Source organism: Isoptericola croceus (assembly GCF_029382255.1).
Lineage (GTDB): Bacteria > Actinomycetota > Actinomycetes > Actinomycetales > Cellulomonadaceae > Isoptericola > Isoptericola croceus.
In genome coordinates this window covers 342550-356247 of the sequence record NZ_JARLLG010000002.1, presented here as the reverse complement: position 1 = coordinate 356247, position 13698 = coordinate 342550, and the positions used below count along the sequence as shown (strand labels likewise).

Here is a 13698-nt window from a genome sequence, read left to right as displayed (position 1 = left end):
GCTCGTCTTGTACAGAACGCGTCCCGCCACGACCACGTGACGACAAACTTGCCCTGCGGCGCCGACCCGGGTAGACCGGCAGCGTGCCCCTCCCCGCGCCGCCACCCGGCGGACCTCCCGACACCGGCCCGACGCCGCCGTCCGACGACGCCGTCCTGGCCGCGATGGCGAGGACCATGGTGGCGCTGATGGACGAGCTGAGCGACGTCATGTTCTGCGCCAAGGACGCCGCCGGCCGGTACGTCCTGGTCAACCGGACGTTCGTGCACCGTACCAACGAGCGGTCGCGCCGCCAGGTCGTCGGACGGCGCGCCCGGGACCTGTTCGTCCCCGAGCTGGCCGAACGCTACGAGGCCCAGGACGCCGAGGTGCTCCGCGGTGGGCGCCCCCTGCGCGGAGAGCTGGAGCTGATCCGGCGGCTCGGCGGCACCCCCGGTTGGTACCTCACCTCCAAGCTGCCGGTGCGCGACGACGGCGGCCGGCTGGTCGGCATCGTCTCGGTCTCGCGCGACCTGCGCTCGCGCGACGCCGACGACGTCACGATGGATGCGATGGCGCGCCTGCGGGTCGCGGTGGAGCAGCACCTGGACGACCGCCCGGACGTTCCCCTGACGGTCCGTGACCTGGCGACGTTGGCCGGCTGCACCCCGGCGGTGCTCGACCGGCGCGTGAAGCAGGTCTTCGGGCTGTCGCCCCGACAGCTCGTGCTGCGCACCCGGGTCGATCGCGCCGCCGACCTGCTGACCGGTGGCAGCACCCCGATCGCCGAGATCGCTGCCGTCACCGGCTTCTACGACCAGGCGGCGTTCACCCGTGCCTTCGCCCGGCTGACCGGCGAGACGCCGGCCTCCTTCCGCCGCCGGGCACGCCGTGGCTGACGGCGGGGGCAGAGTGTGCGTCGCCGAGCCGAGACCACCCGCCGTCGTCACACCGCCGCCGGTGGGGTTACCGTTTCACCGCGAGCCCCGACCAGGGGCCGTACCGACCGCCGGGCCGGACCCGAGTGCCCGGCCCGTGCCTTGCAGGAGGTTCTGTTGACGACGACGTCGACCCGCGCGGCCCTGGTGGCCGACGCTTCACCCCTGGCCACGGCGCACAGCCAGCTCACGACGGCTGTCGTCCACCTGGGATACGACGAGGGACTGCACCAGATGCTCGCCACCCCGCGCCGCGAGACGCACGTGGCGGTGCCGCTGCGCCGTGACGACGGCGAGACGGTGCTGTTCCACGGCTTCCGGGTGCAGCACAACGTCTCGCGAGGTCCGGGCAAGGGTGGGTTGCGCTACCACCCGGCCGTGGACATCGACGAGGTGCGAGCCCTGGCGATGTGGATGACGTGGAAGTGCAGCATCGTCGACCTGCCCTACGGCGGGGCGAAGGGCGGGATCGGCATCGACCCGCGCGACTACTCCCCGAGCGAGCTCGAGCGGGTGACGCGCCGCTACACGTCGGAGATCATGCCGATGATCGGCCCCGACACGGACATCATGGCTCCGGACATGGGCACCGACGCCCAGACGATGGCGTGGGTGATGGACACCTACTCGGTCAGCCAGGGCTACACGATCCCGGCCGTGGTGACGGGCAAGCCGCTCGCCGTCGGCGGCTCCCTCGGGCGCGGGACCGCCACGAGCGCCGGCATCGTGCACGTCACGGCCGCGGCGCTCAAGGAGGCCGACGTCCCCCTGAGCGAGGTCACGGTGGCCATCCAGGGCTTCGGCAAGGTCGGCGGGCACGCGGCGACCATCTTCGCCGAGCGTGGTGCGCGCGTCGTCGCCGTGAGCGACCAGTACGGGGGAATCCGGGCGGACGCCGGGCTCGACGTGCCGCGGCTGCAGGAGCACGTCGAGGCCACCGGGTCCGTGGTGGGGTTCGACGGCGCCGACCCGATCACGAACGCCGAGCTGCTGGCCCTGGACGCCGACGTCCTCGTCCCGGCGGCGCTCGAGGGCGTGCTCGACGAGTCGACGGCCCCCGCCGTGCGCGCCCGCTGGGTCGTGGAAGGGGCGAACGGCCCGACCACGGCCAGGGGTGACCAGATCCTGGCGAGCAACGGTGTCACGGTGGTGCCCGACGTGCTCGCCAACGCGGGCGGCGTCGTCGTCTCCTACTTCGAGTGGGTGCAGGCCAACCAGACGTACTGGTGGTCCGAGCAGGAGATCGCGGAGAAGCTGGCCCGGCGGATGGCGTCGGCGTACGCCGACGTCTCGACGCTGGCCCGGCGCGACGGGATCTCGCTGCGCGACGCGGCGCTGGTCATCGGCGTGAAGCGCACTGCCGAGGCGCACCAGATCCGCGGGTTGTACCCCTGATCGACGGCGGGGCGGCGCTGGCCGACCGGCTGAGGGCGGCGGGGTGCGTGTTCGCCGAGGACGAGGCGCGGCTGCTGCTCGACCACGTCGTCGGCACAGGGCCAGGGCGCCTGGAGGAGCTGACCGCCCGTCGCGTGGCCGGTGAGCCGCTGGAGCACCTGCTGGGCTGGGTGGAGATGGCCGGTCACCGCTGGTCGGTGGGCCCCGGTGTGTTCGTCCCGCGACGCCGCACCGAGCTGATGGTCCGCACCGCCCTGGACGCGCTGCCGGAGGCGGCCGAGGTCGTGGTGGACCTGTGCTGCGGGTGCGGCGCGGTCGGCGGCGCGGTGTTGCAGGGGCTGCGCGGACGGCCCGACGGCGGCGCACCGGCACCGCCGTCGGCGCGCGTCGCGCTGCACGCGAGCGACGTCGACCCGGCCGCCGTCGCGCACGCCCGGCGCAACCTCGCACCGCTCGGCGGCACCGTCCACGTCGGCGACCTCTTCGACGCCCTGCCCGCCGACCTGCGCGGACGCATCGACGTGCTGCTCTGCCACGCCCCGTACGTGCCCACGGCGGCGATCTCGCAGATGCCGCCCGAGGCGCGGGTGCACGAGCCGGTCGTGGCGCTGCTCGGCGGCGCCGACGGGCTCGACGTGCTGCGCCGCGTCGTCGCCGCGGCGCCCGGCTGGCTCCGACCGGGCGGCAGCCTGCTGTTCGAGGTCGGCGACGACCAGGTCGCCGGGGCGCTCGCGCTCGTCGCGGCCGCCGGGCTCGCGGGACGCGTCGTGTACGACCCCGACGACGACGGCCCGGGGGGCACCGTCGTCGTCGCGACCGCGGCCGGCGCTACCGCGGCCGGCGGGCGAGGATGACGATGATCGGCGCCACGACGGCCGCGACGGCGGCGATCGTCGCGGCAACCGCGACGACGACGTCGGTCGGCGGGCCCTGGGTGCGCGCGACGGCGATCCAGGCGAGGCCCCACCCCGCGGCGAGCCCCACGGGGATCGTCACGCTGGGACGCGACCGGCCGTAGACCGCCACCGCCACCACGACCAGCGCGCCCACGGCGACCAGGACGGCCCCCCAGACGCTCTCGCCGAGCCCGAGCTCACCCACCTCCTCAGCGGCGAGCACCGCGGCGACGTTCGCGATGGTCGCGACGCTCACCCAGCCGAGGTAGAGGCCCACGGTGACCTCGGTCGCGACGGTGTCCAGTGGGCGCCCGGCGGGGGTCCGCACGATCCGCACCAGGGCCACGCAGAGGACGGCGAGCAGCGCGACGATCACCAGCACGGTGCCCCACAGCCAGCCGGCCTGGGCCACGGCGATCCAGACGGCGTTGAGGACCATGGAGCCGAGCACCCACCAGCCGACCGCACGCATCCGCGCGTCCGCCGCGCGTCCCGGCAGTGCCTGCACGACCGCGAACAGCAGGAGCCCGGCGTAGATCACCGACCAGATCGAGAAGGCCGGCGAGCCCGGCACGACGACGGTGGCGTCGGCCGCGAGCGCGCCGTCGGCGGCCTCGGAGACCGGCTGACCGCCGAACGCGCCGGAGCCGACGGCGGCCCCGGCGATCGCGACGAGCGCCCCGAGCAGGACGACGACCTGACGGACCCGGTCGCCCGCGGTGGCAGGGGCTGGTGACGGGGCAGGACCGTGGTCGGTGCTCATGGGTCCAGCATGGCGAACATCAGGATGCTGAGCATCTGCTGGCGGGCGTCGACGTCCCGCCGCCGGGTCCGAGGCCGGTCAGGCCAGTGGCTGGCGGTCCGCCCATGCTGCGAGGCGCACCCTCGGCCCAGTGAAGAACGGCACCTCCTCGCGCACGTGCCGGCGCGCCTCGGTGGCGCGCAGGTCGCGCATGAGGTCCACGATGCGGTGGAGCTCGTCGGCCTCGAACGCCAGCAGCCACTCGTAGTCCGACAGTGCGAAGGTGCTCATCGTGTTGGCCCGCACGTCGGCGTACCCCGCCGCGGCGACGCCGTGGTCGCGCAGCATGGTGCGGCGCTCGTCGTCGGGCAGGAGGTACCACTCGTAGGAACGGACGAACGGGTAGACGCACAGGTAGTCCCGCGGCTGCTCCCCCGCGAGGAACGCGGGGACGTGGCCCCGGTTGAACTCGGCGGCGCGGTGCAGCGCCACCACGGACCACTCGGGTGCGAGCGCGGCACCGAGCCGGGAGGCGCGCAACCGCTGGTAGGCACCCTGGACGGACTCGACGGTGGGCCCGTGGACCCAGACCATGAGGTCGGCGTCGGCCCGCAGCCCGGCCACGTCGTACACGCCGCGCACGACGACGGCACCGTCGGGCCGCGCGGGGTCCTGTGACGCGTCGTCGGCGCCGTCCCACAGGGCGGACTCGGCCTCGGCGACGACCTCGGCCCGCTCACGCGGGTCGGCGGGCAGCGGCTCGGCGACGGAGAACACCGAGATCATCGCGTAGCGGATCGAGGTGTTGATCGCCTCGGCGTCGACGGCCTCGCCGGTGTCGGCGTGGATGTGCTGGTCGGTCATGATGCTCTCCTCGTCGGTTCAGCGGTGCAGGTCGCGCGAGCACAGGGCCGGGACGCCGCTGGGCTCGCCGTCGCGGCGCAGGCAGCAGTCGACCTCGCACACGGAGCGGAAGGCCGGCAGCGTCCCCACCGTCGCCTCGTCGACGTCCTCGCCCCGGGCGATGGCGGCGCGCTCCAGCAGCAGGTCGACCAACCCGGAGACGAACGCCGGCCGCGTCCCGACGGTACCGGCACGCACTGCGTGCATGCCGAGCTCGGTCGCTGTCTGCATGGCCTCGGTGTCGAGGTCGTAGGCGACCTCCATGTGGTCCGAGACGAACCCGATCGGGGACAGCACCACGTCGCGCAGGCCCTCGCCCGCCCGCTCGGTGAGCAGGTCGTTGACGTCGGGCTCGAGCCACGGCTGCGACGGGGGGCCGGAGCGTGAGCAGTAGGCGAGCTCCCACTCGACGGTGTGCCCCAGCTGCTCCGCGACGCGCCCGGCGATCACGTCGGCGACGTCGAGGTGCTGCTGGGCATAGGTGGCACCGGAGATCCGGGAGGCCGCCTCCATCGTGTCCGGGATGGAGTGGGTGACGAACACCAGCTGCGCGTCGGCCGGGCTCCCGCCCTTCTCCGCGAGCTCGGCGAACGCCTCGAGGACAGCCTCGACGTTGGCCTGGACGAACCCCGGGTGGTTGAAGTAGGAGCGGATCTTGTCGAGCTCCACGCCCGTCGAGCCGTCGGGCCCGAGCTGGCCGCGCTTCTCCAGCGTGACCGCGAGGTCCTCGCGGTACTGCCGGCAGCCCGAGTAGGACGAGTAGGCGGACGTGACGAGCGCGACGGCGCGCTCGGCACCGAGCCGCTCCAGCTCGTCGATCGCCTCGGTGGTGTACGGCTCCCAGTTGCGGTTGCCCCACACGACGGGGATCTCGATGCCGCGGCGAGCGAGCTCGGCCTCCAGCGCCGCCTTGAGCGCAAGGTTCTGGGCGTTGATCGGGCTCCTGCCGCCGAACCCGTAGTAGTGCTCGCCGACCTCTTCGAGGCGCGAGTCGGGGATCCCCTTGCCGGCGGTCACGTTGCGGAGGAACGGGACGACGTCCTCCGGCTTGTTCGGGCCACCGAAGGAGTACAGGAGCAGGGCGTCGTACGGGCCGGGATCGGCCGACCGGGGGGTCATCGGCATGAGGCTCATCATGGCACCGGTCCGGGCGCGCGGGCGTACGCGGACGGGGAGCGCGGACGTGACATTGAACGCACACGACGTCACATCCCTCTCGCCGTCGCCTCAGGCAGCGATCTTGCGGCGCGCGGTGCCGGTACCGGGCCGGCAGCCTGGGCCGCAGGTAGTGTCGAGAGACCGGCCGGACCGCAGGGGAGGAGGCACCGTGGCCAGCACCCGCACCGCCTCCGTCCTGACTCGCACCAGCCGGCCGCAGGCCCCTTCCGTCGTCGAGCACGTCCGGACCGCGACGCAGGCCGAGCAGCTCGCCACCCGACTCCACCACACCGACCGGGCCTGGCCCGTCGTCGTCGTCTCGACCCCACGGCACGGCAGCCGCCCGTACGTCGACGCCGGTCGGGTGCTGCAGGAGGTGCGCGGGCTCGCCGAGGTCGTGGTGATCGACACCGGTGAGCCCTCCTGGGCGTTCTCCCACAGCATGCCGCACGGGACGCAGGTCTACGGCGGGGCGTCTCGCGTCTACCCGGTCGGCATCGAGTGGGTGCACGACCCGTCCCGTTCGCACCTGTGGTTCGCCTACGACGACACCGAGGGCACCCGGGTGCACGAGCGCCTCGTCCAGGACGCGCTCACCTCCGCGGCCACGGCAGGACTCGCCGGGAGCACCGGCCCGGCCGTGCCGCTGACGACGACGGCGGGCACCGTCCTCGGCGTCGTCGGCACACGGGCACTGGTCCAGACCCGCGACGGCAAGACCGCGCAGGTCGCCCAGGAGCTGACGTTGCCGATCGTGCCGATCGACCGCTTGCTCGCCCCCGGCATGCCGGTGCGCGGCACGCTCGACGCCGGCAGCCGGCGACTCGACGTGCGCGACACGCTGCCCGACTCCGCCACGCAGCTGGCGCGCGTCCACGCGGCATATCCCCACGGCGCCGTCGTCCCGACCCAGGTGCACCAGGTCACGGCCGACACCGTCCTGCTCGCCCTGGCCCCGGCGGTGACGGTCCGGGTCGAGCGAGACCGGGCCACCCGGGGGGACGACGACCTGCGCGACCTGTTCTCCGTCGGCGAGACCGTCGCGGCCCGCCTGCTCCCCGGCCGCCCCGTCCCCGGGCCGGGTGGCGGCACGAGGCAGCCCGACCTGCGGCTCGACGACGTGGACGACGCCGACGCGGTGCTCGAGGCGCTCAGCCTGCTCGACGGCGGTCCCCCCTGGCTGGGAGCACCCGCGCTCCCCGACGAGGAGACGTCGCCGGACTCCGCCGAGAGCCCACCGGCACCCGAGGACCCCACCGGGCCCGGGTCCCCATCCGGTCCCCCGGCACCGCCGCGGCCCGTTCCCGGCCCTGGCCCTCGGCCGGCCGTGCCTCCGCCGGACGCACGCCCGAGGCTCACCGCACCCTCGCCGTCGGGCAGCGACGAGCCGGGTCCGGACGTCCCCGCCAGCCCTGCGTCCCCGGCGAAGAAGGTGCTCGTCAACCAGCTCGAGCTGTCCGTCCACGAGCACCGCTCGCGGGCGGACCGCGCCGAGCGGGAGGCGACCGAGCTACGCGCCACCGTCCGGGCACTGGAGCTGGAGACGACCGGCCTGCGCGACCTGGCCCGGGAACAGCGTGACCGTCTCGACCGCCTGCGTGAGGACGTGGAGCGGTACAAGACCAAGATCCGCAGCGCACGCAAGGACCGGGTCCGGCCTCCCGAGCAGGCGGCACCGAAGCGGTGCTTCAGCGACCCCGAGGCACAGCTGCGGTTCGACGTCCTGCGCACGTGGGCCGAGATCATCGGCGCGGACGAGAAGGACCGGTACCCGCTGCCCGAGTACACCGTCGGCCCACGGTTCTGCGAGTCGCTCGCCGACGTGGGCCGCGGGCTGGAGGACAAGGTGCACCGCGCCGTGGTCCTGGTGCTCACCGGACGCGCTCCGGACGTCCCGGGCTTCGAGCTGCACCGGCTGCGCCGGGCCGACGGGGGCGGCAGCCCGTACCTCGTCCGGGAGCAGGACGGCGCACACGCCATGCGGCTGTCCCTGCAGGTCAGCTCACCACAAGCACGCCGGCTGCACTACTGGGTGCTACCCGGTGGCGAGGTCGAGCTCTCGCGGGTCGTGCTGCACGACGACTCCGCGCCCTGAGCGCGCTGCGCCGGCCTCCTACCTCGCCAGCACGAGGTTCGTCACGGATGCCGCGACGTCGCTCAGCCGTGCGACCGTGCGGGACATCAGGTCGTCGAGCCCGATCGGCCCCGGTGCGATCGAGAACGCCGCGGTGATACCGGCCGCCCGAGTCTGCTCGGCCGGGAGCAGCACCTGGCCGGCGACCACGACGACCGGAGGCCGGGCCGGGGACGCCGCGGCCAGGCGCGCGACGCCGTCGGCCACCTTGCCGCGTACCGACTGCGAGTCGAACGACCCCTCCCCGGTGAGCACGAGCGCGGCGTCGGCGAGCGCCATCGGCAGCCCGACCGCCTCGGCGACGAGGGTCGCGCCGGGTTCCAGCTCGGCACCGAGCAGGGCCACGAAGGCGGCGGGGACGCCGCCGGCCGCCCCGGCGCCCGGAAGCTCGTGCACGCGGACGCCGGTCTCGCGCTCCAGGAGATCGGCCCAGCGGGTCAGCGCCTCGTCGAGGAACGCGACATCCCCGGCACCGGCGCCCTTCTGCGGCGCGAAGATCGCGGCCGACCCGAGCTCGCCGACCAGCGGGTTGGTGACGTCGACGGCGAGACGCCACCGCACCTGGCGGGCGCGCGGGTGCAGTCCGCCCAGGTCGAGCGAGGCGACCTGCGCCAGCCCTTCGCCGCCGTCCGGGACGGGCTCACCGTGCGCGTCGAGGAGCCGGGCGCCCAGACCGGTGAGGATCCCGGCGCCGCCGTCGGTCGACGCGGAGCCGCCCAGGCAGACGAGCACCTCCTCGGCGCCGGCGTCGAGGACGGCCGCGGCGACGTCACCGGTGCCTCGCGTGCCGGCGTGCAAGGGCTGCAGCGGGACGTCGCCGACCGCAGGCAGCCCGCTCGCCTCGGCGAGCTCGACGACACCGGTACGCCCGTCGGGCGAGACGGCGTAGCGCGCCGTGGTGGGCCGCCCGACGGCGTCGACGGTCTCGACGTGGTGGATCGGCGTGCGCCAGGTGGTGAGCAGGGCGTCCAGGGTGCCTTCCCCGCCGTCGGCCATCGCGAGGCACGTCACCCGGGCCCCCGGGGCCGCGGCGAGGACGCCGGTTCGCAGCGCCGCGGCGACGTCGGTCGCCCCGAGGCTGCCCTTGAAGGAGTCGGGGACGACGACGACGTGGGGTGCGTCGGTCGACGTCGTGGCGGGGGTCGTCGGCGAGGTCACGCGCCGAGGATATCCGGCCTGGTCAATCCAGTGGGCACCAGTCCGCGATGTCGGGCTGCGCGCCGCGCAGCTTGTCGAGCAGCCGGGTCAGCTCGGCCTGCTCCTCGGTACCCAGGGCACCGCCGACGTACTGCTCCATCGCGCGGACGTGACGCCGTCCGACGTCGCGCTGCACCCGCCGGCCGGTCTGGGTCAGCGCCACGAGGGTGCCGCGGGCGTCGTCCGGCGGCACGGTGCGCAGCACGAGCTCGCGGTCCTCGAGCCGCTCGACGAGCCGGGAGAGCGACGACTGGGCCATGAGCACGCTCTCGTTCAGTTCACACAGGCGCATCGTGCCGTCCTCGCTCCGCGACAGCGTGAAGAGCACGTCGTACTCACGGACGGACACCTGGCGCCAGACCGGGTCGGCCTGGAACCGGCGCATGAGCGTGACCTGCGTGCGGAACAACGCCTCCCAGGTCTGGGCGGCGTCGCGGGCCGTGCCGGGCACGCTGTCGTCAGGCGTCGTCATGGGTTCTCCTGTCCGGGGTCGTCGCCGCGGGGTCTCCGTGGGCGTCGGAGCCTATCGTCCCAGGCGGCGCTCACGCCGGGAGAAGTCTCGCAGCGCCCGCAGGAAGTCGACGCGCCGGAAGTCCGGCCAGTAGGCCTCGCAGAACGACAGCTCGGAGTGGGCGCTCTGCCACATGAGGAACCCGCCGACGCGCAGCTCGCCGGAGGTGCGGATCACCAGCTCGGGGTCAGGCTGTCCCTTGGTGTACAGGTGGGCCGCGATGTCCTCGACGTCGAGCCGCTCGGCCAGCTCGGCGAGCGTGGTGCCGTTGGCCTCCTCGGCCCGCAGGTACGACCGGACGGCGTCCGCGATCTCGTGGCGGCCTCCGTACCCGACGGCGACGTTGACGTGCAGCCCGACGACGTCCGCGGTCTGGGTGACCGCCGCGCGCAGGGCACCGGCGAGGCGTTCGGGCAGCAGGTCGAGGCGCCCCATCACCCGCAGCCGCCAGCGCCCCGAGTCGGCGAGGTCGCGGACCGCGTCCTCGATGATGTCGAGCAGGTTGGCCAGCTCGCGCTCCGGGCGGGCGAGGTTGTCCGTGGAGAGCATCCACAGTGTCACGACCTCGATGCCCAGCTCCTCGGCCCAGCCCAGGAACTCGGTGATCTTGTCGGCTCCCCGGCGGTGACCCGTGGCCGCCGTCTCGCCGAAGGACTTCGCCCAGCGCCGGTTGCCGTCGAGGATGACGCCGACGTGGCGCGGCATCTGCTCGTGGTCCAGCGAGCCGGCGAGCCGACGCTCGTACAGGCTGTACAGCGGGTGGGGCAGGCGCACGCGGGTCCTTCGTGGGTGCTCGTAGGTGGCGGGGCGGGACGAATCGGGACAACGGTACCGCTCCCCGCGGCGGCGACGGGAGCCCTCCCCGAGATCGCGAGGAAGGGCGCGCGTTCTCGTCGCGCGATCTTCACAGGGCCCTGGCGGCAGGGCCCCCGCGCGTCGCCTACGCTGGCGTAACCTACGCAAGCGTAGGTAGTAGTCGGGTCACACCACCGAGCGAGGAGAAACCGTGGCAGGAGGAGCGGAGCGCCGTGCCCCCGGGGCCGAGGCCCCGGACACCGGCGGGATCACCGCCGTCGCGAAGGACGTGGCGGCGGAGGCCAAGGAGGCTGCCCGTCGCCTCAAGCCGCGGCTGCGCGGCTGGATCCACGCGATCACCACGCCCCTCGCGCTGGCGGCGAGCATCGTGCTCGTCGTCATCGCCGAACCCGTGGCCGGCAAGGTCGCCGCGGCGGTCTTCGGGCTCAGCGCGTTCATGCTCTTCGGCACCAGTGCCGTCTACCACCGTGGCACCTGGTCACCACGCGCGGAGGCGGTCCTGCGCCGCATGGACCACGCGAACATCTTCCTCATCATCGCCGGCACCTACACGCCGCTCGCCGTCATGCTGCTGGACCCGCCGACCGCGACCGTCCTGCTCACGATCGTGTGGAGCGGTGCCGTGGCGGGCCTCCTGGCCCGGGTGCTGTGGATGGGTGCACCACGATGGCTCTACGTGCCGGTCTACGTGGCGCTCGGCTGGGTGGCCGTCGCCTACCTGGGCCAGTTCGCGGCGACCGGCGGCGCCGCCGTGGTGTGGCTCGTCGCCGGTGGCGGGCTCGCCTACACGCTCGGGGCCGTCGTGTACGGCACCAAGTTCCCGAACCCCTCGCCGCGCTGGTTCGGCTTCCACGAGATCTTCCACGCCCTGACCGTGGTCGGGTTCACCTGCCACACCGTGGCGATCTACCTCGCAGCACTCACCATCTGAGGTCAGCGGGGGACGACGGCGTAGCGACGGTTCGCCAGCGACGGGTTCACCCGGCGCACGGCGTCGAGCTGCTCCGGGTCCAGGTCGACCGTGCGGAACTGCGGGCGCTCGTCCATCTCCAGGCCGACGACGCCGTCCGGTCCGACGAGCACCGAGCGGCCCGTCACCCCCTTGCCCGCCATCCCGACGCCGATCGCCACCACGGTGTTCTCGATCGCCCGCGCCGTCAGCAGCGTGCGCCAGTGCTCGGCCTTGAGCGGGCCGTCCACCCAGGCCGCCGGGACCACGAGGACGTCCGCACCGGCGTCGGCCACCCGTCGCGCCGACTCGGGGAACCGCAGGTCGTAGCAGGTGATGACGCCGAAGGTGAGATCGCCGACGCGCAAGGTCAGCGGCTCGGCGTCCGCGGGTCCCGGCTCGAGGCGGTCGGACTCCCGGCTGCCGAACGCGTCATAGAGGTGGACCTTGCGATAGACGCCGGCCAGCTCGCCCGCGGCATCCACCGCGACGACGGCGTTCACCGCGCGGCGCCCCTCGCCGCCCGGTGCGGGATCAGCACCCGGCAGGGTCGTGCCGGCCAGCACGGCCACCTGGTACTGCGTGGCGAGCGTGCGCAGGGCCGACACGAACGGGCCGTCCAGCGGCTCGGCGTGCTCGATGCCGACGCCGTGGCGGTGGTACCCCGAGGCGTACTCCGGCAGCACGAGCAGGTCGGCGTCCACCGCCGCGGCCGCGGCGAACGCGTCGGCGACCATGTACCGGTTCGCCTCGTGATCGTCCGACACCTCGACCTGCGCGACCGTGACCCGGGTCATGACGACCGGTCGTTCCCTGGCCCGTCCGGAGCGCCGTCGTCGGGCGACCCCACCGCGGGCGCGACGTCGGGCGACGTGGGCGTGGCGGCCGGCGCTTCCTCCTCGGGATGCGTGCGCCCGAACGCGATGGTCCGCCGCTCCGGCACCTCGATGCCGTGCGCACGGGCGTAGGCGTTCGCCTTGCGCACGTGGCGGCTCAGCGACAGCAGGAGCAGGACGGCGGCCACCGCGACAGCGAACGTCGCGAGGAAACCCGTGAGACCGGGGGTCACCTCCCAGTCCTCCAGCGGCCGGGTGGTCGGGCTGGGCGACGGGGTGACGTCGGCGAACAGGCCGGCGAGCAGCGCGAGGGACATCAGGACTCCTCCCGCAGGCCGGCGAACAGGTCGTCCTCCGGCGTGGCGACCGGTATCCGGGAGTCCGCGAGCTCGAACTCCTCGGTGGGCCAGACGTCCACCTCGAGGTCGCGCGGAACGGCGAAGAAGAAGCCGTCGGGATCGATCTGCGAGGCGTGCGCCACGAGCGCGGCGTCCCGCTGGGCGAAGAACCCGGCGGCGTCGATCCGCGTGGTGACCTCCCGCTCAGGGATCTCCCGGGCGGTGCGCGACTCGATCCAGCCCCCGAACGGCGACTCCAGGCCGGCGCCTTCCATGGCCTCGTGCGCGGCCCGGATGCGGTCCATCGAGAAGCCGTGGTTGTAGTAGAGCTTGCGCGGTTCCCAGGGCTCGGCGCCTCCGTCGACCACGTAGCGACTCGCGTCGCCCGCCGCGTAATAGGCCTCGAACGCGACCTCGTGGCACCGGATGTGGTCCGGGTGCGGGTAGCCGCCGGTCGGGTCGTAGGTCGTCATGACGTGCGGGCGGAACTGCCGGACAAGCTCGACGAGCGGCGCCGACGCCTCCTCCAGCGGCAGCAGCGCGAAGCAGCCCTCGGGCAGCGGCGGCAGGGGGTCGCCCTCCGGCAGCCCGGAGTCGACGAACCCGAGCCACTGCTGGTGCACACCGAGCGCCGCCGCGGCAGCCTCCATCTCCAGCCGCCGGACGGCACGCTTGCCCTCGAGCGTGTCGAACTCGTGCCCCTCGGGCGGCACGAACGACGGGTTGAGCACGTCGCCACGCTCCCCACCCGTGCAGGTCACCACGAGGACCTCGACGCCCTCGGCCGCGTAGCGGGCCGTCGTCGCAGCACCCTTGCTCGACTCATCGTCCGGGTGCGCGTGCACCGCCATGAGCCGCAGTGGTTCGCCGGTCAAGGGTCCTCCTGGGATGGTCTCGGGACGTCCG

Annotated in this window: 14 protein-coding genes; 5 read left to right on the top strand and 9 right to left on the bottom strand. The window is 73.9% G+C overall.

Translation table 11 applies throughout. From position 1 onward, the window contains the following. The first annotated feature begins 83 nt into the window (after positions 1–83). The 3 genes from PZC42_RS07560 to PZC42_RS07550 all read left to right on the top strand — a co-directional run bounded on the left by PZC42_RS07560 (position 84) and on the right by PZC42_RS07550 (position 3166). Positions 84–878, top strand: a complete 795-nt coding sequence (locus PZC42_RS07560) for a helix-turn-helix domain-containing protein (protein ID WP_277209627.1) — start codon at positions 84–86, stop codon at positions 876–878. Positions 879–1034: 156 nt separating this feature from the next. Continuing rightward, positions 1035–2312 (top strand): Glu/Leu/Phe/Val family dehydrogenase, encoded by a 1278-nt coding sequence (locus PZC42_RS07555; RefSeq protein WP_277209625.1) that lies wholly within the window; start codon positions 1035–1037, stop codon positions 2310–2312. Beyond that, the gene (locus tag PZC42_RS07550) at positions 2312–3166 is read left to right on the top strand and encodes a putative protein N(5)-glutamine methyltransferase (RefSeq protein WP_438802934.1); all 855 of its coding nucleotides are present in this window, start codon (positions 2312–2314) and stop codon (positions 3164–3166) included. The genes PZC42_RS07555 and PZC42_RS07550 overlap by 1 nt, the downstream gene beginning before the upstream one ends. Here the strand turns inward: PZC42_RS07550 and PZC42_RS07545 are convergent. From PZC42_RS07545 to PZC42_RS07535, 3 genes are all read right to left on the bottom strand, one after another. Next, the gene (locus PZC42_RS07545; RefSeq protein WP_277209623.1) at positions 3141–3971 is read right to left on the bottom strand and encodes a TspO-related membrane protein; all 831 of its coding nucleotides are present in this window, start codon (positions 3969–3971) and stop codon (positions 3141–3143) included. The two genes, PZC42_RS07550 and PZC42_RS07545, sit on opposite strands and share 26 nt — an antisense overlap. Positions 3972–4049: 78 nt before the next feature. Beyond that, on the bottom strand, positions 4050–4814 hold the full coding sequence (hemQ, locus tag PZC42_RS07540) for a hydrogen peroxide-dependent heme synthase (protein ID WP_277209621.1): 765 nt from the start codon (positions 4812–4814) through the stop codon (positions 4050–4052). Positions 4815–4832: 18 nt separating this feature from the next. Further along, on the bottom strand, positions 4833–5978 hold the full coding sequence (locus PZC42_RS07535; protein WP_277209619.1) for a ferrochelatase: 1146 nt from the start codon (positions 5976–5978) through the stop codon (positions 4833–4835). Positions 5979–6180: 202 nt separating this feature from the next. On the opposite strand from PZC42_RS07535, the gene PZC42_RS07530 reads away from it, so the two are divergent. Continuing rightward, the gene (locus tag PZC42_RS07530) at positions 6181–8106 is read left to right on the top strand and encodes a coiled-coil domain-containing protein (protein ID WP_277209617.1); all 1926 of its coding nucleotides are present in this window, start codon (positions 6181–6183) and stop codon (positions 8104–8106) included. Positions 8107–8124: 18 nt separating this feature from the next. On the opposite strand, the gene PZC42_RS07525 is transcribed toward PZC42_RS07530, so the two are convergent. Genes PZC42_RS07525 through PZC42_RS07515 form a run of 3 tightly spaced genes read right to left on the bottom strand, consistent with a single transcriptional unit; the run spans position 8125 to position 10627 of the window. Next, complete coding sequence (locus PZC42_RS07525) at positions 8125–9303, bottom strand: glycerate kinase (protein WP_277209615.1); 1179 nt, start codon at positions 9301–9303, stop codon at positions 8125–8127. Between the two features lie 22 nt (positions 9304–9325). Next, positions 9326–9814, bottom strand: coding sequence for a MarR family winged helix-turn-helix transcriptional regulator (locus PZC42_RS07520; RefSeq protein ID WP_277209614.1), 489 nt, complete (start codon positions 9812–9814; stop codon positions 9326–9328). Positions 9815–9865: 51 nt separating this feature from the next. After that, positions 9866–10627, bottom strand: coding sequence for an isoprenyl transferase (locus tag PZC42_RS07515; protein WP_277209612.1), 762 nt, complete (start codon positions 10625–10627; stop codon positions 9866–9868). Between the two features lie 289 nt (positions 10628–10916). Between PZC42_RS07515 and trhA the strand changes: the two genes are divergently transcribed. Next, positions 10917–11600 (top strand): PAQR family membrane homeostasis protein TrhA, encoded by a 684-nt coding sequence (gene trhA, locus PZC42_RS07510; protein WP_277209989.1) that lies wholly within the window; start codon positions 10917–10919, stop codon positions 11598–11600. A 2-nt stretch (positions 11601–11602) separates the two neighbouring features. Here trhA and PZC42_RS07505 read toward each other — a convergent pair whose 3' ends face one another. Genes PZC42_RS07505 through mca form a run of 3 tightly spaced genes read right to left on the bottom strand, consistent with a single transcriptional unit; the run spans position 11603 to position 13667 of the window. Beyond that, positions 11603–12415 carry a nitrilase-related carbon-nitrogen hydrolase gene (locus tag PZC42_RS07505; RefSeq protein WP_277209610.1) on the bottom strand — a complete coding sequence of 271 codons (813 nt, stop codon included), beginning with the start codon at positions 12413–12415 and terminating at the stop codon, positions 11603–11605. Further along, positions 12412–12771, bottom strand: a complete 360-nt coding sequence (locus PZC42_RS07500) for a hypothetical protein (protein ID WP_277209608.1) — start codon at positions 12769–12771, stop codon at positions 12412–12414. The genes PZC42_RS07505 and PZC42_RS07500 overlap by 4 nt, the downstream gene beginning before the upstream one ends. Next, positions 12771–13667: a mycothiol conjugate amidase Mca gene (gene mca, locus PZC42_RS07495; RefSeq protein ID WP_277209606.1), complete on the bottom strand. Its 897-nt coding sequence runs from the start codon at positions 13665–13667 to the stop codon at positions 12771–12773. The genes PZC42_RS07500 and mca overlap by 1 nt, the downstream gene beginning before the upstream one ends. Positions 13668–13698 lie beyond the last annotated feature (31 nt).